The following is a 15,946-nucleotide window of genomic DNA, read 5'->3' as shown; positions in this document are numbered from 1 at the left end:
GTTACCTTTTATTTAGAATACAGCTCGACGATAAGCTGTTCGTTTATGGGGAACTGAATGTCTTCCCTGGTCGGCATAGCTTTAACTTCGCCCTTGAAAGCCGCGCCATCTGCTACAAGCCATTCGGGGCAACCGCGACGAGCGATTACTTCCTGTGCTTCAGTGATAACGGGGATTTTGCGAGCTTCTTCGCGAACTTCAATTACGTCGCCGGGGCTTACCTGCATGGAAGGAACGTTTACACGTATTCCATTGAGCATGAAAATGCCGTGACGGACAAGCTGACGAGCCTGATCGCGTGAGTTTGCGAAACCGAGCCTGTAAATTGTGTTATCAAGACGGCACTCAAGCATTGCGAGCAAGTTGGTACCGGTAACACCTTTCATAGAGTCAGCACGCTGGAAGTATGCACGGAACTGTCCTTCGAGAACACCATACATACGACGAACTTTCTGCTTCTCACGAAGCTGAACAGCGTAATCGCTAAGTTTCTTTCTGGCACGTCCAGCCATACCGGGGGCATAGGGACGACGATCATAAGAACATTTATCAGTATAGCAGCGATCTCCCTTAAGGAAAAGCTTTTCGCCTTCCCTGCGGCAGAGTCTGCATTTTGCTTTAGTATATCTGGCCAAGGTTATTCCTCCTCCGCAACTAAACGCGGCGACGTTTCGGCGGACGACAGCCGTTGTGCGGGATAGGTGTGATGTCGCGAATGAAGTTGACTTTCATGCCAACGTTACTGATGGCGCGCATTGCAGCTTCACGACCGGAACCAGGGCCTTTTACGAAAATACCAACGGTACGCATACCTTGGTCCTGAGCCTTCTTAGCTGCTGTTTCGGCAGCAATCTGAGCAGCGAAGGGTGTGGATTTTCTTGAACCCTTGAACCCAGCGCCACCAGATGTGGCCCAACTTACAACGTTACCTTTCAGATCAGTGAAGGTAATTATAGTATTATTGAAAGTAGACTGTACGTGAGCAAGCCCAACAGGTACATTCTTCTTTTCTCTTTTTTTGCCCGAACGGCGGGGTTTAGCCATACCATTCTCTCCAGATGAGTTATATTTCAATCGGCAGTAAAGACCGGCTAAGCCGGATTACAGACTGCAGATCGCGGTTTACTTTCTTTTTCTGCTCATCACAGAACGACGAGGACCTTTACGAGTCCTTGCGTTGGTGTGTGACCTCTGACCACGACAGGGAAGGCCTCTGCGATGACGAAGACCGCGGTAAGCACCGATATCCATAAGACGCTTAATGGAAGCGTTCTGATCACGGCGAAGGTCACCTTCAACCTTGTAGTTGTCTTCAATTTCCTGTCTAATTGTGTTGACCTGTTCACCACTAAGCTCAGAGGAATTGATTGTCCAATCTATTCCAACGGTATCAAGAATCTTGAGAGCGGTGGTACGGCCGATGCCGTAAATATAAGTCAAAGCAATATCCAAACGCTTGTTGTTAGGCAGGTCTACTCCAGCGATGCGTGCCACAGTTATACCTCTCTATCCTTGACGCTGTTTGTGTCTGGGATCTTCGCAGATAACACGCAGAACACCTTTGCGTCTGATTACTTTGCACTTGGGACAAATCTTTTTAACAGATGGTCTTACTTTCATGACCGTCTCCAAATAATGCAGTTAAATAATGATGAATCAACCGGGAGCTAGCCGGTTGCAGCCTATGAAGGCCCAACTGCCCGGCTAAAAAGGCAGTTGAAAACTTTCCATGCCAGTCTTTCTTTCGTTGCCGCGAAATTTGAACGAGTGTTTATACAAGAGTTTTTTTTAAAGTGCAAGCTCTTATAAAACAAAAAATATTTATGAGATGCTCAGAATGTCAGCACCGTCACTTGTAACAGCAACAGTATGTTCAAAATGAGCAGCAAGTTTGCGGTCTTTGGTTACTGCCGTCCAATTGTCAGGCAGCACTTCAACTTCATAAGAGCCCTGAGTAACCATAGGCTCAATGGCAAGAGCCATACCGGTGCGTAAAGTCACACCAGGCAGACCTGCCGGAACAAAATTAGGTATTTCAGGCTTTTCGTGCAAGTTACGACCGATGCCATGACCGACATATCTTCTTACAATACCAAAACCAAAGGATTCAGCATAGTCCTGAATGGCTTTTGATACATCATAAAGATTATTACCGGCTTTAACCTGTTCTATTCCTTTCATTAAAGAATCACGGGTGACGTCAAGGAGCTGCTGGGTTTCAGGAGCGACCTTTCCAACAGGATAAGTTCTCGCTGAATCGCCATTGAAGCCTTTATAAACAACGCCCATGTCAATACTGACAATGTCACCTTCATTCAAGATTCTTTTTTCAGAAGGAAAACCATGTACAATCTCTTCATTTACTGAACAGCAAAGAGCAAATGGAAATCCTTGATATCCTTTAAAACCAGGTTGTACCCCGAAATCTTCACATGCTTTAACAGCAACATTTTCAAGGTCCATAGTCGAAATGCCGGGCTTAATAGTTTCGCCCAGCATATCAAGGATTACAGAAACAAGACGATTGGCCTCACGCATGAGGCCAATCTCTTTATCATTTTTGAGGTAAATTCCTCTATATTTTTTCAAGGCTAGTGCCTTCCCTTAAGTTTGCTTCCCTTACCCATTAATCCTTCATACTGACGGGAAATCAGATAGGACTCAATCTTGCCCATGAAGTCCATGGCGACTCCTACCACAATCAAAAGCGCAGTACCACCAAAATAAAACGGTACATTAAACTGTTTGATAAGCAGGATAGGGATAACGCAAATCGCGGCGACATAAAATGCACCCCAAAGAGTAATTCTGGTCAAGACCTTGTCAATATACTCTCTGGTTTTTACACCGGGGCGTATTCCTGGGATAAAACCGCCCTGCTTCTGAATATTTTCTGAAATTCCTTTAGGATCAAACATGATCGCTGTGTAGAAATAACAGAAGAAAATAATCAGTGCGATAAAAACTATATTATAAATTATGGAGTCAGGAGTAAAGTAAGACGATACCTTTTTAAGCCACTCAACATTAGAAAAAGTGGCCAATGTAGCAGGAAACATCAGAATACTGGATGCAAAAATGGGAGGAATAACACCTGCGGTGTTGATTCTAAGAGGCAGATGTGTTGTCTGGCCCCCAAACATTTTTCGTCCCATCATACGCTTGGCGTAATGAATTGGTATTCTGCGCTGTCCCCTTTCCATATAAACGATGAAAGCAAGAATAGCGATCATCACCGCTGCGACAAGAAGCAAAATGAAAAGTGAGATTTCACCAGCTTTCATGAGTCTTACGGTATTGAAAATTGCTGAAGGCAACTTAGCGACAATACCTGCGAAAATGATCATAGAGATACCGTTTCCGATACCGCGGTCGGTCATTTGTTCACCGAGCCACATAAGGAAAATGGTACCTGCAGTCAAAGTCAATATGGTTATGCCGCGAAATGCCCAACCTGCATGCAGGACAACAGAAGCACCTGTAGGGCTGGACATACTTTCCAAACCTACAGCTATTCCGAATCCCTGCACTAAAGTAATAAGGACAGTTCCGTAGCGGGTGTACTGGGTGATTTTCTTGCGTCCCTGCGCACCTTCTTCATTGCTTAGTCTTTTAAGCTCAGGACTTACAACAGTGAGAAGTTGAATAATGATTGACGCAGAGATATAGGGCATGATGCCCAGCGCGAAAATGGACAGGTTACGCAACCCGCCGCCTGAAAACATGTCAAAAAGGCCGAAGAGCGTGTTAGACACGCTCTCAAAAAAATCGGCCAATGCTGAACTGTCTACTCCCGGAACCGGGATATGAATCCCGATCCGGTAGACAGCCAGAAGAAGAAAAGTCCAAAGGAGCTTTTTCTTCAGTTCAGGCAGACGGGCAATATTATCTACTCCAGACAATGCCACAATTATCCTTCCAGAGCTTTAGCCGTACCACCGGCCTTGGTGATTTTATCGGTTGCGGATGCACTGAAACGATGAGCTTCAATGGTTACCGCTGCGTTTACTTCACCCATACCGAGAACCTTAACGAGTGCGCCTCTTTTACAAAGGCCGCGTTCGTAAATCTCATCAATGGAAATCTCGGTTTTACCTTCGAAGGCTTCAACAATCATTCCAACATTAAGAGCAACATACTCTTCGCGGAAAGGATTCTTGAATCCACGCTTAGGAAGACGACGGGCAATAGGCATCTGACCACCTTCAAAGTAGGCGGGAACACCACCACCGGAGCGGGCGTTCTGACCTTTATGTCCACGGCCGGCTGTTTTACCCCAGCCGGAGCCGCTGCCGCGACCTATGCGTTTACGGTTTTTGCGTTCCTCGGGGAACGGATATAATTCATGCAGCCTCATGATTCAGTTACCTCCACAAGGTGCTCTACCTTTTTGATCATACCGCGAACTGCCGGTGTGTCTTCAAAGGATTTCTCCTGTCTGATTTTATGCAGACCGAGAGCAGCGATTGTTTTCCTCTGAGAGGGATTATGACCGTATCTGCTGCGTACGAGTTTAACTTTAAGCACTATGGTCCCCCTCCTACTTTCTGGGAGTCACAACTGTCTTTCCACGGAGCTGGGAAACTTCATCAGCACTGCGGAGGGATGCGAGTCCGGCCACAGTGGCGCGAAGTACGTTGTGAGGGTTGTTGGTACCGATAGCCTTGGTAAGAATATCGTGAACGCCGATTACTTCCATTACAGCACGCACAGGACCACCGGCGATAATTCCGGTACCTTTAGATGCGGGCTTCAACATGACGCGTCCGGCTCCGAAACGGCCAAGTACTTCGTAAGGAAGAGTTCCGTCAAGAAGAGGTACACTGATCATACTTTTTCTTGCAGCTTCAGAAGCTTTACGAATAGCTTCGGGAACTTCATTTGCCTTACCAAGTCCATAACCGACTTGTCCTTTACCGTCGCCTACGACAACGAGAGCACTGAAGGAAAACCTTCTACCGCCTTTAACAACTTTTGCTACTCTATTGAGGTAAACGATTTTTTCAATCAGACCCAGTTCATTCTGTTCCATGGATAATCCCATTAGCTTAGAATTTCAGGCCACCCTCACGAGCGGCGTCTGCAAGGGCCTTGACCCTGCCGTGATAGATATATCCGTTACGGTCAAAGACTACCTTTTCTACGTTAAGGCCTTTGGCCTTTTCAGCTATATCTTTACCTACGGCGATTGCTCCGTCGCAAGTGAGCTTAACATCTTTGAGGGATGCTGTAGAAGAAGCGGTAATAGTCTTTCCAAGCACGTCATCTACAAGCTGAGCGTAAATGTGCTTGTTGGAACGGAAAACGACGAGACGCGGACGATCTCCAGTACCACTGATTTTTTTGCGGATACGGATTTTTTTGCGGCGTCTGGCCTGGTCTTTAGTCATTTTCATGGCTCTATCCTATTTCTTACCGGACTTACCGGCTTTACGTCTGATCTGTTCGTCGACGTACTTGATACCCTTACCCTTATAAGGTTCGGGCGGACGTACCCTGCGCATGGTCGCGGCGACTTCACCTACGAGCTGCTTGTCAACGCCGCTGATAGACAGTTTACCACCATCTACCTTGGCATCAATGCCATCAGGCAGAGGGAAGTTCACAGGATGGGAGAAACCGACGTTCAGAACGACGTTTTTTCCCTGGACAGATATTTTATATCCAACACCTATGGCCTCAAGTGACTTAGTAAATCCCTTTGTAACACCTTCAATGCAGTTAGCAAGAAGGGTACGGCGGAGACCGTGCTGAGCACGTTCCTGACGGGTATCACCAGTACGGCCAACCTCGACAACTCCATCAGCCACTGTGTAAGTGACCATTGAGTTGACGGGAGTGGAGATAGACCCCAGAGGGCCTTTAACGGTTACGTTATCAGCACCGACTTTAACTTCCACTCCTGAAGGTATTTGTATGGCTTTATTTCCAATTCTGGACATTTTTAAAACCTCACTACCAAATTTCGCACAAGAGCTCACCGCCGACATTTTCAGCCTTAGCTTTAATGCCGTCAAGAACGCCCTTGGAAGTGGAAAGGATGCAGATACCGAGTCCGTTGAGGACACTAGGTATTTCGTCAACACCAACAAATTTACGGCGTCCGGGAGTGCTGATTTTCTTCATGCCGTTAATGAGCGGCTTGCCATCAGCATATTTCAAAGTGCAGAGGATTTCACCGTTATCTTCAGCGATATCAGTGATGAATCCGTCTTCTTTAAGAATCCCGGCGATAGCCATTTTTATTTTAGAACCCGGAATGCGTACTTCTTTGTGGGAAGCATTCTGTGCATTACGAATGCGGGTCAGCATATCGGCGATTGGATCGACAACAGGCATTTTAAAACTCCTTGATTACCAGCTGGCTTTACGCACGCCGGGCAGTTCACCCGCAAGGGCTTTTTCTCTAAAGCAGATACGGCAAAGACCGTATTTTCTAAGAAAAGCCTTGGGACGTCCGCAGATGGGGCATCTGTTATATGCGCGAACCTTAAATTTAGGTTTGCGTGAAGCCTTGACCTTTAACGCTGTCCTGGCCACAACGACTCCTCCTTATTTCTTGAAGGGCATTCCAAGAAGCTCGAGGAGCATCTTGCCTTCTTTATCTGTTTTAGCGGAGGTGACTATTGTCACGTTCAGCCCTTTAGGCACTTCAACTTCGTCTACGGTGATTTCAGGGAATATGGTAATATCCTTGATACCGAGAGTGAAGTTACCGCGTCCGTCAAAGCCCTTGTCCGGGATGCCGCGAAAGTCGCGAACACGCGGGAGAGCAAAGCTCATAAGCTTGTCAAGGAAGTCCCACATGAAATCTCTGTGAAGAGAAACACGGCTGCCTACAGGCATACCTTCACGCAGTTTGAATGCTGCGATGGACTTCTTTGCACGAGTGACGACTGCTTTCTGACCTGCTATTGCAGTCAGTTCAGCTACAACGCCGTCTATGAGCTTTGCGTTCTGGCTAGCTTCGCCGAACCCGATATTGAGGGAAACCGACTTTATGCAAGGGATTTCCATCGAGCTCTTGTACCCGAATTCCTTCTGAAGGGCCGGGCTGACCTTGTCCGTATATATTTTTTCGAGACGTGTCATCGCAAAACCCTAGTCGATGATTTCGTTACATTTTTTACAAAAACGGATATTCTTTCCGTCTTCGGTCTCACGAACTCCAACGCGGGTTGCTTTTGTGCACGAAGGGCACACAACCTGAATGTTGGAGATATGGAGAGGGGCTTCTTTCTCAACGATACCGCCGGGCTGATTTGCATAGGGATTCGGCTTTGTGTGCCGTGAAACCATGTTCACCTGCTCCACCAGGACTACGTCCTTCTTGCGGTTTATCTTGAGAACCTTGCCGATCTTCCCCTTATCCTTGCCGGCGATGACCATGACTTTGTCATCAACATGTATTTTGTTCATGCCGTTTAACCTACTATTGATAAGGTTTTAAAGAACCTCTGGTGCCAGAGAAACGATTTTCATGAAGCTTTTAAGCCTCAGTTCTCTAGCTACGGGACCGAAAATACGAGTCCCTACAGGTTCTAAAGAGTTATTCAGAAGAACGGCAGAGTTATTGTCGAACTTGATGTAAGTGCCGTCGGGACGTCCAATTTCTTTAGTGGTACGTACAACAACAGCTTTCATCACGGCGCCCTTCTTCACTTTGGAATGGGGCATCGCTTCCTTGACGGAAACTACTATAATGTCTCCGACTGTGGCATAGCGCCTCTTGGAACCACCAAGTACCTTGATACAAGATACTTTTTTGGCACCAGAGTTGTCGGCCACGTCGAGGTTGGATTCTACCTGAATCATGGCTATACCCCTTTAAACTGCTTTTTCCAGTATTTTATCCAGATGCCACCTTTTCCGACGGCTCAGGGGGCGGAATTCGACAATCTGCACCTTATCGCCGATCTTGCAGTCATTGGCAGGATCGTGAGCCATAAACTTAGTACGGCGACGGATGTATTTCTTGTACAGGGGATGCTTGACCAGAGTCTCAACGAGAACGACAATTGTCTTGTCGGCCTTGTCGCTGACAACTTTGCCGATCAGCATACGCCTGTTTCCATTTATATTAAGCTCTGCCATGGCTTATGCTCCCAGTTGCTTTTCGCGCTGAATGGTCTGGATTCTTGCGATGCTTTTTTTAACAACGCAAATCCTCTGAGTGTTTTCAAGCTGCGCAGTTGCGTGCTGAAAACGGAGATTGAAAAGCTCTTTTCTGAATTCATCAAGCTTTTCACTCAGCTGCGTGGTATCAAGTTCACGAAGTTCTGATGCTTTCATTTACAAAGCCTCCTTAACCACTATCTGAGTTTTAACAGACAGCTTATGAGAAGCACGAGTCAAAGCTTCTTTGGCAAGAGCGAGATCAACGCCCTTAACTTCGTAGAGGATGCGACCGGGTTTAATCGGGGCAACCCAACCTACAGGAGCACCTTTACCTTTACCCTGTCTGACTTCAGCAGGTTTAGCAGTAATGGGCATATCAGGGAAAACCCTGATGAAAACCTGACCGCCACGCTTGATGTGTCTCATGATGGCGATACGAGCAGCTTCAATCTGGTTGCTGCTCAGTTTTCCGTGCTCAAGAGCCTTGATAGCGATATCACCAAAAGCAATGGTTGAACCACGAAGAGCTTTACCCTTCAGGCGACCTTTTTGCCTTTTACGGAATTTAACTTTTTTCGGTGCGAGCATTACTGTTCCACCTCATGATCAAGAATTTCGCCTTTGAAAATCCAGACCTTAACGCCGATAACACCATAAGTGGTGCTGGCGCGTGCTACACCGTAATCGATGTCTGCACGAAGAGTCTGAAGAGGAACACGACCTTCGCGGTACCATTCGGTACGTGCGATTTCTGCTCCGGCAAGACGTCCGCCGCAGGAAACCTTAATGCCTTCTGCGCCGAATTTCATTGCGAGACCGACAGTGCGCTTCATGGCACGACGGAATGCAACACGGCGTTCCAGCTGCTGAGCGATGCTTTCTGCTACGAGCTGAGCATCGGTTTCAGGACGACGAATCTCACTTACTTCAAGGGAGAATTCTTTGTCGAATTTTTTGCGAAGTTCGTCGCGAAGCTTTTCAATCTCTACACCCTTACGTCCGATAACAATACCGGGACGTGCAGTGTGTACGATCAGACGGATCTTACCACCGGCGCGTTCGATTTCAATCTTAGCAACGCCTGCATGGAAGATTTTCTTTTTGACGTACTTACGAATTTTATCATCTTCAAAGACAAAAGCCGGATAGTCTTTACTCGAGTACCACCTTGAAACCCAGTTCTTGGTGTAACCGAGTCTAAAACCATATGGATGTACTTTCTGACCCATGACACTACCCTACATTTCTTTTACTACGACGGTTATATGGCTCGTACGTTTACGTATTCTGTAAGCACGACCCATAGCCCTGGGCTGAATTCTCTTCCATGTAGGACCTTCGTTAATAATAACGTTGTCTACGAGAAGAGCGTCAACATCCACTCCGGGCATCTGCTCTGCATTGGATACGGCAGAATAAAGCACTTTGTTGAGCATTTCAGCGCCCTTTTTAGGGGTGAACTTTAAGATGTTCATCGCTTCCTCAACAGGCTTCCCTTTGATGTTTTCCGCTACCAAACGTACCTTCCTTGCGGAGATACGCATATATTTTGCAACAGCTTTAGCTTCCATTGCTTAGCACCTTCTAGCGTTTGGCCTTGCTTTTTTTGTCTGCTACGTGACCATAATAGGTACGAGTCGGGGAAAATTCACCCAGCTTGTGTCCTACCATGTTCTCAGTAACAAAGACAGGAATAAACTTACGGCCATTATGTACTGCGAAGGTCAGTCCTACCATTTCAGGAATGATAGTGGAACGGCGTGACCAGGTCTGGATAACTTTACGGTCTCCGGAATCCTGAGCCTTGACGACCTTTTTCAGCAGATGATCATCGATAAACGGGCCTTTTTTCAGTGATCTTGGCATTACAGTCTCCTACTTCTGCCCGCGGCGTTTAACAATGAGCTTGGAAGAAGGTTTCTTCTTTTTGCGGGTCTTGTATCCCTTCGCAGGCATACCCCACGGAGAGACAGGGTGCCTACCACCGGCGCTACGACCTTCACCACCGCCAAGCGGATGATCGATCGGGTTCATAGCAACACCTCTGACTTTAGGTCTACGACCGAGCCAGCGGTTACGTCCAGCTTTACCGATGGTAATATTTTCATGGTGGATGTTTCCAACCTGTCCAACGGTAGCACAGCAGGTTGCGAGAACCTTGCGTACTTCGCCTGAGGGCATACGCAAAAGGGCATATTTGCCTTCTTTAGCGACCAGCTGGGCGTATGTACCGGCTGCACGGCAGAACTGTCCGCCATTGCCGGGATGCAATTCAATATTGTGAATGATCGTACCAACAGGGATGTTCTTGAGAACAAGAGCATTACCGGGCTTGATATCAGCTCCTTCACCAGAAAGGATCTTGTCGCCTACATTGAGGCCGACAGGAGCAAGGATATAACGCTTTTCACCATCTGCGTAATTAAGCAGTGCGATGCGTGCGCTTCTGTTGGGATCATATTCTATAGCTGAAACAGTAGCGGGGATATCAAGCTTATTACGCTTGAAGTCAACAAAACGATAAAGACGCTTGTTGCCGCCGCCACGACGACGGGATGTTACCCGGCCGTTGCTGTTCCTACCTGCCTTTTTAGTCAAGCCCTTTGAAAGAGCTTTTTCCGGTGCAGACTTTGAAATCTCCTCAAAAGTGGAGACGGTCTGGAACCGGCGACCTGCAGAAGTCGGTTTCAGTTTACGAATAGCCATCTCTTACACTCCCTCGAAGAATTCAATTTTATCTCCGGACTGCAATTTGACATAAGCCTTTTTGTAGCCGGATACTTTGCCGACAACGCGGCCGTACTTCTTGCGAAGAGCGGACTGCTTACGCACAATGCGGACTGCCTCGACTTTAACATCAAAAGCAGCTTCAACAGCTTTTTTGACTTCAGTCTTATTGGCATCGGGAAGCACGTAAAAGGCGATCTGGTTAGATGCCTCTTTGATGTCGGTGGCCTTTTCCGAAATGACCGGTTTGATAAGAATCTGAGTATAGTCCATGACTATTTCAACCTCTCCTGCAGATCCTGTGCTGCATTTTCAACGATCACAAGCTGACGATGGCTGAGAATGTCATAAACATTCAGCTGGTCGGCAGAGATCATTTTGATGCCAGGAATATTCCTCGCAGAAAGGAGGAGTTTATTATCAGCATCCTTGACAATAATCAAGGCCTTCTTGAGACCGAGAGCGTCTACGACTTCTGCGAAGAGCTTGGTCTTAGCTTCTGGAAGGTCGATACCTTTCAAAACCATAAGGCTTTCGTCATTGAGTCTGGATGTAAGGGCCATCTTGAGTGCAAGACGACGAACCTTCTTATTTACCTTGAAGGAGTAGTCACGGGGCTGTGGACCGAATACGATTCCACCGCCGCGCCACAGAGGAGAACGGGTTGATCCTGAACGAGCACGACCAGTTCCTTTCTGACGCCATGGCTTGGCACCGCCGCCTCTTTTCAAGCTACGATTTTTTGTAGCATGAGTGCCGCTTCTTTTTGAAGCGAGCTGAGCACGGACTACCAGGTGCATGATCTCGGGCTTAACGGGAACCTCGAAGATTTCCGAAGCGAGATCCATGCTCCCTACTTCCTTTTTCGTTTGATCATATATAGTAATGGTAGCCATTTTATTTCCCTCTAGCTGGTCTTGCGAATCATCACCAGTCCGTTCTTCGGTCCGGGAACCTGTCCCTTAACCACGAGAACATTCTCGTCTGCACGAACATCGACAATTTCAATATTGGAAATGGTGACTCGCTCATTGCCCATCTGACCGGGCATTTTTTTGCCCTTGAAGACCTTACCGGGGAATGTGGCGTGGCCGATTGAACCAGGAGAACGATGGATTTTTTCAGCACCGTGAGATGCACGTGAACCTTTAAAGTTCCAACGCTTCATAACACCCTGAAAGCCTTTACCTTTGGAGGTACCGGTAACTTTTACCTTGTCTCCTGCGGCAAAAACATCAACAGTGATTTCCTGGCCAAGTTCATATTCAGAAACAGAGTCAAGGGGAAATTCACGCAGTTGGCGGAAGAATCCCTTGCCAGCCTTTTCCTGATGGCCTTTGGCGGGCTTATTAACTTTACGCTCTGGTATAGCATCAAAACCGATCTGGACGGCGTTGTAGCCTTCCTTCTCTTCGGTTTTAATCTGCATTACAGGGCAGGGTCCGGCTTCAATAACTGTAACAGGAACAATAGTTCCGTCATCAGCGAAGATACGGGTCATGCCGAGTTTTTTACCGAGTATACCGATTGTTTTAGACATTAGACCCTCCCTAGAGCTTAATTTCGACGTCAACGCCGGCGGGAAGGCTGAGCTTTCCAAGGGCGTCTACGGTCTGCTGGGTGGGTTCAAGGATATCAAGCAAACGCTTGTGAGTCCTCTGCTCAAACTGCTCACGGGACTTTTTATCAACGTGAACGGAACGCTGAATAGTTGTCCTATGGATGTGAGTAGGGAGCGGAATGGGACCGGCGATAGCTGCACCAGTATTGCGGGCAGTATCCACAATTTCGGTCACAGCTTTATCAAGGATACGATAGTCGTAAGCCTTGAGCTTGATTCTGATACGATCACTAGTCATCGAAACCATAACGAATAACTCCTAACTAAATTCGGAGACGGCCGTGCAACGTACAAAGATGTGAGGTTATCTTTTAGGCCTGGTATGGTCGTTCAGCCAGCATAGCCGAACCTTATACCTGGTCTCCGTGGTTTCATGTCGAAAGGCAAAAAAATAGCCTCCCGAACACTATGGGGTCCGGGAGGCTTACCTTTAATAATCGAGGTATGTCAAGAAGAATTGTTGATTAAATAATAATTCTTCTAATTTTTCTTAATGAGTTCTTCTGCAATTGAGTTCGGAACAGGCTCGTAATGGTCGAACTGCATTGTAAAAGTTGCGCGTCCCTGAGTCTTGGAACGAAGGTCGGTTGCGTAACCGAACATTTCGCTAAGAGGAACATCAGCCTTTACAACCTGAGCGTTAGCTCTTGAGTCCATGCTGCCTACTCTGCCGCGACGACCGTTAAGGTCACCCATTACATCACCGAGATACTCTTCGGGAGTAACAACTTCTACTGCCATGACAGGCTCAAGAAGCTGAGGACTAGCCTTTTTAACAGCATCTTTAAGAGCCATTGAACCGGCAATGTAGAATGCCTGCTCAGAGGAGTCAACTTCGTGGTAAGAACCAAATGTAAGAGTAGCTTTGATACCAACGAGCTGGTAACCGGCAATAACACCATTTTTCATAGCGTCGCCGATACCACGTTCAACGGCAGGAATGTATTCCTTGGGAATTACGCCACCCTTGATTTCATCAGCAAATTCAAATTCTTCTTCACTGGGCTCAATTGAGATAACAACGTGACCATACTGACCACGACCACCGGACTGCTTAGCGTATTTAAGATCTGTATCAACTTTCTTGGTGATAGATTCACGGTAAGCAACGCGGGGAGCACCAACATTAGCGTTAACATTGAACTCACGAAGCAGACGATCAACAATGATTTCCAGATGGAGCTCGCCCATACCGGCAATAAGAGTCTGACCTGTTTCTTCATCAGTTTTAACACGGAATGAAGGGTCTTCTTTAGCAAGCTTAACGAGACTCTGGCTGAGCAGATCACGGTCGGCTTTTGTCTTAGGCTCAATGGCAACTTCGATAACCGGATCAGGAATATCAAGTGACTCAAGAACAACAGGTGATTTGAGTTCACAAAGAGTGTCACCGGTTGAAACAGTCTTAAGACCAACTGCTGCAACGATGTCACCAGCGTATGCTTCCTTGATTTCCTCACGCTTATCAGCATGCATTTTAAGCAGACGACCAATTCTTTCCTTTTTACCTGTAGCTCCGTTCATTACAGTGTCACCACTGATAATCTTACCGGAATAGATACGCAGGAAGGTAAGATGACCTACAAAGGGGTCAGTCATCAACTTGAATGCGAGTGCGCCAAGAGGTTTGTCATCATCACAAGGACATTTAACTTCTTCGTCGTTATCAGGATTGATACCAACAATAGCTTTAACATCCATGGGAGAAGGCAGAAAATCAACAACTGCATCAAGAAGGGGCTGAACACCTTTGTTCTTGAAAGCGGTTCCGCAAAGAACCGGGCAGATTGTCAGATTATTGGTTGCAGTACGAATACCTTCTGTAATTTCTTCAACGGTAATTTCTTCACCGCCGAGATACTTATCAAGAAGTTCTTCGTTTTCTTCTGCAATGGCTTCAATGAGTTCGAGGTGCATGGCTTCATACTGTTCCTGGAACTCAGCCGGAATATCAACTTTTTCGTATTCCTTTCCTGTTACATCAGTGTCGTAGATGAAGGCTTTACCTGTAACCAGGTCAACAACACCTTCAAATTCGTCTTCAGCTCCGATAGGAATCTGAAGAGCAACAGGCTTTGCGCCAAGACGGTCACGGATCATATCCACGCAACGGAAGAAGTCCGCACCGATACGGTCCATTTTGTTGACGAAGGCTATACGGGGAACTTTATACCTGTCAGCCTGGCGCCATACTGTTTCGGACTGAGGTTCAACACCTGAAACAGCGTCGAATACAGCAACTGCACCGTCAAGAACACGAAGAGCACGCTCAACTTCCATGGTGAAGTCAACGTGGCCGGGTGTATCAATGATGTTGATACGGTGTTCACGCCAAAAGCAGGTTGTAGCAGCACTTGTAATTGTAATACCGCGTTCCTGCTCCTGAACCATCCAGTCCATGGTGGCTTCACCATCATGAACTTCACCGATTTTGTGAGATACACCAGTATAATATAAGATACGCTCAGTGGTAGTAGTTTTACCCGCATCAATGTGGGCCATAATACCAATGTTGCGCTGTTTTTCTCTGGGGACCGATCTAGGCACTGTAAACTCCGATTACCACCGATAGTGGGCGAATGCTTTGTTGGCGTCTGCCATACGATGGGTATCTTCCTTTTTCTTAACGGCGCCGCCGCGTTTGTTGAACGCGTCAAGAAGTTCACCGCTAAGGCGGGCAACCATGCCCTTTTCACCTCTAGTACGAGCGTAGTTGATGACCCACCTGATAGCGAGTGAAGTCTGACGCTCGGGACGAACTTCAACCGGAACCTGATAAGTAGCACCACCAACACGGCGTGACTTTACTTCTACCTGAGGCTTTACGTTTTCAACTGCCTTTTCGAAAGCTTTAATTGGATCTTCCTGAGTTTTTTCAGCCAGAAATTCCAGAGCTTCATAAAAAATTGCTTCGGAAGTACTCTTTTTACCGCTGTACATGAGTCTGTTCATGAACTTGGTAGCGAGCTGACTTCCATATACCGGATCCGGAAGAACCGGTCTTTTGGGTATTGGACCTTTACGAGGCATATCTATACTCCTTCTTAAATGCTATTTAGGACGCTTTGCGCCGTACTTGGAACGGCCCTTACGACGATCTGCAACACCGGCAGTATCGAGAGAACCGCGGACAATGTGATAACGAACACCAGGTAAGTCCTTTACACGACCACCGCGGATCAGAACAACTGAGTGTTCCTGAAGGTTATGGCCTTCACCGCCGATGTATGCAGTAACTTCGATGCTGTTAGTCAGACGCACACGAGCGACCTTACGCAGAGCGGAGTTAGGTTTCTTAGGGGTTGTGGTGTATACTCTTGTGCATACTCCACGACGCTGGGGGCAAGCCTGAAGCGCAGGAGTCTTCTTGCGCTTGATCTGCTGCTCACGCCCTTTTCTTATAAGCTGATTTATGGTTGGCATGAACCCTCCAAATTTTTATCGTTTTGCAAAGAACGACGCAGTTAGACTAAATTTTGA

The 15,946-nt window shown here is 47.0% G+C and carries 30 protein-coding genes; all 30 read right to left on the bottom strand.

Features of this window, described 5'->3' with window-relative positions; all coding sequences use genetic code 11:
• Positions 1–8: 8 nt before the first annotated feature.
• Positions 9–635 carry a 30S ribosomal protein S4 gene (gene rpsD / locus G496_RS0110220; RefSeq protein ID WP_027179208.1) on the bottom strand — a complete coding sequence of 209 codons (627 nt, stop codon included), beginning with the start codon at positions 633–635 and terminating at the stop codon, positions 9–11.
• Positions 636–654: 19 nt separating this feature from the next.
• A complete protein-coding gene (rpsK, locus tag G496_RS0110215; protein ID WP_027179207.1) occupies positions 655–1,044 on the bottom strand; it encodes a 30S ribosomal protein S11 in 390 nt (129 codons plus the stop codon).
• A 78-nt stretch (positions 1,045–1,122) separates the two neighbouring features.
• Positions 1,123–1,494: a 30S ribosomal protein S13 gene (rpsM, locus tag G496_RS0110210; RefSeq protein ID WP_027179206.1), complete on the bottom strand. Its 372-nt coding sequence runs from the start codon at positions 1,492–1,494 to the stop codon at positions 1,123–1,125.
• A gap of 12 nt (positions 1,495–1,506) precedes the next feature.
• Complete coding sequence (gene rpmJ, locus G496_RS0110205) at positions 1,507–1,620, bottom strand: 50S ribosomal protein L36 (protein WP_027179205.1); 114 nt, start codon at positions 1,618–1,620, stop codon at positions 1,507–1,509.
• Positions 1,621–1,821: 201 nt separating this feature from the next.
• Positions 1,822–2,589, bottom strand: a complete 768-nt coding sequence (map, locus tag G496_RS0110200; protein WP_027179204.1) for a type I methionyl aminopeptidase — start codon at positions 2,587–2,589, stop codon at positions 1,822–1,824.
• A 2-nt stretch (positions 2,590–2,591) separates the two neighbouring features.
• Positions 2,592–3,908 carry a preprotein translocase subunit SecY gene (secY, locus tag G496_RS0110195; protein ID WP_027179203.1) on the bottom strand — a complete coding sequence of 439 codons (1,317 nt, stop codon included), beginning with the start codon at positions 3,906–3,908 and terminating at the stop codon, positions 2,592–2,594.
• 2 nt (positions 3,909–3,910) lie between these two features.
• Positions 3,911–4,357, bottom strand: coding sequence for a 50S ribosomal protein L15 (rplO, locus tag G496_RS0110190; RefSeq protein WP_027179202.1), 447 nt, complete (start codon positions 4,355–4,357; stop codon positions 3,911–3,913).
• Positions 4,354–4,527: a 50S ribosomal protein L30 gene (gene rpmD, locus G496_RS0110185; RefSeq protein ID WP_027179201.1), complete on the bottom strand. Its 174-nt coding sequence runs from the start codon at positions 4,525–4,527 to the stop codon at positions 4,354–4,356. Before rpmD ends, rplO begins: the two co-directional genes overlap by 4 nt.
• Before the next feature lie 13 nt (positions 4,528–4,540).
• Complete coding sequence (rpsE, locus tag G496_RS0110180) at positions 4,541–5,032, bottom strand: 30S ribosomal protein S5 (protein ID WP_084407536.1); 492 nt, start codon at positions 5,030–5,032, stop codon at positions 4,541–4,543.
• A 16-nt stretch (positions 5,033–5,048) separates the two neighbouring features.
• Entirely contained in the window at positions 5,049–5,396 is a 348-nt protein-coding gene (gene rplR / locus G496_RS0110175; RefSeq protein ID WP_034632987.1) for a 50S ribosomal protein L18, read from the bottom strand.
• Between the two features lie 9 nt (positions 5,397–5,405).
• Positions 5,406–5,942: a 50S ribosomal protein L6 gene (gene rplF / locus G496_RS0110170; RefSeq protein ID WP_027179198.1), complete on the bottom strand. Its 537-nt coding sequence runs from the start codon at positions 5,940–5,942 to the stop codon at positions 5,406–5,408.
• Positions 5,943–5,955: 13 nt separating this feature from the next.
• On the bottom strand, positions 5,956–6,339 hold the full coding sequence (rpsH, locus tag G496_RS0110165) for a 30S ribosomal protein S8 (RefSeq protein WP_027179197.1): 384 nt from the start codon (positions 6,337–6,339) through the stop codon (positions 5,956–5,958).
• Between the two features lie 15 nt (positions 6,340–6,354).
• Complete coding sequence (locus G496_RS0110160) at positions 6,355–6,540, bottom strand: type Z 30S ribosomal protein S14 (RefSeq protein WP_027179196.1); 186 nt, start codon at positions 6,538–6,540, stop codon at positions 6,355–6,357.
• Between the two features lie 12 nt (positions 6,541–6,552).
• A complete protein-coding gene (gene rplE, locus G496_RS0110155; RefSeq protein WP_027179195.1) occupies positions 6,553–7,092 on the bottom strand; it encodes a 50S ribosomal protein L5 in 540 nt (179 codons plus the stop codon).
• A 9-nt stretch (positions 7,093–7,101) separates the two neighbouring features.
• On the bottom strand, positions 7,102–7,419 hold the full coding sequence (gene rplX, locus G496_RS0110150; protein WP_027179194.1) for a 50S ribosomal protein L24: 318 nt from the start codon (positions 7,417–7,419) through the stop codon (positions 7,102–7,104).
• A 27-nt stretch (positions 7,420–7,446) separates the two neighbouring features.
• Positions 7,447–7,815 carry a 50S ribosomal protein L14 gene (rplN, locus tag G496_RS0110145; RefSeq protein ID WP_027179193.1) on the bottom strand — a complete coding sequence of 123 codons (369 nt, stop codon included), beginning with the start codon at positions 7,813–7,815 and terminating at the stop codon, positions 7,447–7,449.
• Positions 7,816–7,827: 12 nt separating this feature from the next.
• Positions 7,828–8,094 (bottom strand): 30S ribosomal protein S17, encoded by a 267-nt coding sequence (gene rpsQ, locus G496_RS0110140; RefSeq protein WP_027179192.1) that lies wholly within the window; start codon positions 8,092–8,094, stop codon positions 7,828–7,830.
• Between the two features lie 3 nt (positions 8,095–8,097).
• A complete protein-coding gene (gene rpmC / locus G496_RS0110135) occupies positions 8,098–8,292 on the bottom strand; it encodes a 50S ribosomal protein L29 (protein ID WP_027179191.1) in 195 nt (64 codons plus the stop codon).
• A complete protein-coding gene (rplP, locus tag G496_RS0110130) occupies positions 8,293–8,706 on the bottom strand; it encodes a 50S ribosomal protein L16 (RefSeq protein ID WP_027179190.1) in 414 nt (137 codons plus the stop codon). It abuts the gene before it with no gap.
• Positions 8,706–9,347 carry a 30S ribosomal protein S3 gene (gene rpsC / locus G496_RS0110125; protein WP_027179189.1) on the bottom strand — a complete coding sequence of 214 codons (642 nt, stop codon included), beginning with the start codon at positions 9,345–9,347 and terminating at the stop codon, positions 8,706–8,708. The genes rplP and rpsC overlap by 1 nt, the downstream gene beginning before the upstream one ends.
• A 9-nt stretch (positions 9,348–9,356) precedes the next feature.
• Positions 9,357–9,689: a 50S ribosomal protein L22 gene (rplV, locus tag G496_RS0110120; protein WP_027179188.1), complete on the bottom strand. Its 333-nt coding sequence runs from the start codon at positions 9,687–9,689 to the stop codon at positions 9,357–9,359.
• 13 nt (positions 9,690–9,702) lie between these two features.
• On the bottom strand, positions 9,703–9,984 hold the full coding sequence (rpsS, locus tag G496_RS0110115; protein WP_027179187.1) for a 30S ribosomal protein S19: 282 nt from the start codon (positions 9,982–9,984) through the stop codon (positions 9,703–9,705).
• 9 nt (positions 9,985–9,993) lie between these two features.
• Positions 9,994–10,824, bottom strand: coding sequence for a 50S ribosomal protein L2 (rplB, locus tag G496_RS0110110; protein ID WP_027179186.1), 831 nt, complete (start codon positions 10,822–10,824; stop codon positions 9,994–9,996).
• Between the two features lie 3 nt (positions 10,825–10,827).
• Positions 10,828–11,118, bottom strand: coding sequence for a 50S ribosomal protein L23 (gene rplW / locus G496_RS0110105; RefSeq protein WP_027179185.1), 291 nt, complete (start codon positions 11,116–11,118; stop codon positions 10,828–10,830).
• A gap of 2 nt (positions 11,119–11,120) precedes the next feature.
• Positions 11,121–11,741 (bottom strand): 50S ribosomal protein L4, encoded by a 621-nt coding sequence (gene rplD, locus G496_RS0110100; protein WP_027179184.1) that lies wholly within the window; start codon positions 11,739–11,741, stop codon positions 11,121–11,123.
• A gap of 11 nt (positions 11,742–11,752) precedes the next feature.
• Positions 11,753–12,385 carry a 50S ribosomal protein L3 gene (gene rplC, locus G496_RS0110095; protein WP_027179183.1) on the bottom strand — a complete coding sequence of 211 codons (633 nt, stop codon included), beginning with the start codon at positions 12,383–12,385 and terminating at the stop codon, positions 11,753–11,755.
• Positions 12,386–12,395: 10 nt separating this feature from the next.
• Positions 12,396–12,713 (bottom strand): 30S ribosomal protein S10, encoded by a 318-nt coding sequence (gene rpsJ, locus G496_RS0110090; protein ID WP_027179182.1) that lies wholly within the window; start codon positions 12,711–12,713, stop codon positions 12,396–12,398.
• A gap of 233 nt (positions 12,714–12,946) precedes the next feature.
• On the bottom strand, positions 12,947–15,013 hold the full coding sequence (fusA, locus tag G496_RS0110085) for an elongation factor G (protein ID WP_027179181.1): 2,067 nt from the start codon (positions 15,011–15,013) through the stop codon (positions 12,947–12,949).
• A gap of 12 nt (positions 15,014–15,025) precedes the next feature.
• Positions 15,026–15,496 (bottom strand): 30S ribosomal protein S7, encoded by a 471-nt coding sequence (rpsG, locus tag G496_RS0110080; protein WP_027179180.1) that lies wholly within the window; start codon positions 15,494–15,496, stop codon positions 15,026–15,028.
• A gap of 21 nt (positions 15,497–15,517) precedes the next feature.
• On the bottom strand, positions 15,518–15,889 hold the full coding sequence (gene rpsL, locus G496_RS0110075; protein ID WP_027179179.1) for a 30S ribosomal protein S12: 372 nt from the start codon (positions 15,887–15,889) through the stop codon (positions 15,518–15,520).
• Positions 15,890–15,946 lie beyond the last annotated feature (57 nt).

The sequence above is a fragment of the Maridesulfovibrio bastinii DSM 16055 genome (assembly GCF_000429985.1).
Taxonomy (GTDB): domain Bacteria; phylum Desulfobacterota; class Desulfovibrionia; order Desulfovibrionales; family Desulfovibrionaceae; genus Maridesulfovibrio; species Maridesulfovibrio bastinii.
Note: the sequence above shows the minus strand (reverse complement) of the source record. Positions and strands in the feature narration are given on the sequence as shown.